This window comes from Bradyrhizobium sp. LeoA1Lang (assembly GCF_055413685.1).
This window is the reverse complement of the sequence record NZ_JBVAPG010000480.1, coordinates 1-621: the sequence shown is the minus strand read 5'-3', so window position 1 is coordinate 621 and position 621 is coordinate 1. Positions and strand designations below refer to the sequence as shown.

At 63.8% G+C, this 621-nt stretch carries 2 protein-coding genes; both read left to right on the top strand.

The window, feature by feature from the left end; all coding sequences use genetic code 11:
* The first annotated feature begins 114 nt into the window (after positions 1–114).
* Positions 115–369, top strand: a complete 255-nt coding sequence (locus ACZYOF_RS44230) for a hypothetical protein (RefSeq protein WP_130232047.1) — start codon at positions 115–117, stop codon at positions 367–369.
* Positions 370–435: 66 nt separating this feature from the next.
* The coding region (locus ACZYOF_RS44225; protein ID WP_463719656.1) for a hypothetical protein at positions 436–621 on the top strand (186 nt) is incomplete at its 3' end.

Below are 621 nucleotides of genomic sequence, written 5' to 3'. Positions count from 1 at the left end.
CGTATTGCCTCATCTGAGGATGTTACTTTCGCTTGACGGACGTAGCGCCGACTGTCGGCCGGTCTGAGGTTGCGTCATTGCTCGCAGGATCGGAGGGACTGGGGACGTCGCGGAGTGCCCATCACACGTAGCGGCGGCCCCAGTCCCGGGGTTAGCGGCCTGTGCCGCACCTTCAGCCGTGCGCGGGATGATCGTCTCGACTGCTTTGCGTCTGAGCGATCGCAACAAGCGCTGCACGATGGTGTGCTGTGGAGGACCGAACTGTTCGGGGCATTGTTCAGCGAGGCGACCGAGAATTGCCAGCGCGGTCAGACGGGGCTCGGCCGTCAGCCAGCGCTCGATGTTGGCGAGGTGCGGATCGAGCATTGATGGCATTCTCATGCGCTTTTTGTATGGCTTGCGCATGCGCCGATGGATGATGCGCTGCTCCCCTAGATGCAGGTCATTGCCGAGCTCCTTCGCGAACGCTGCTGCGATCTTTGTCGGCGCCGGTGGGCTTGCTGCCGCGAGCCTGCCCAATCGGGCGTCGACACGCGTGCCGAGCTCCGCCTGGGCGTCTCTCATCTCGGCCAGCAGGGCCACGGGATCGAGCGTGCGATGAAGCTCTCGAAGACGCCGTTT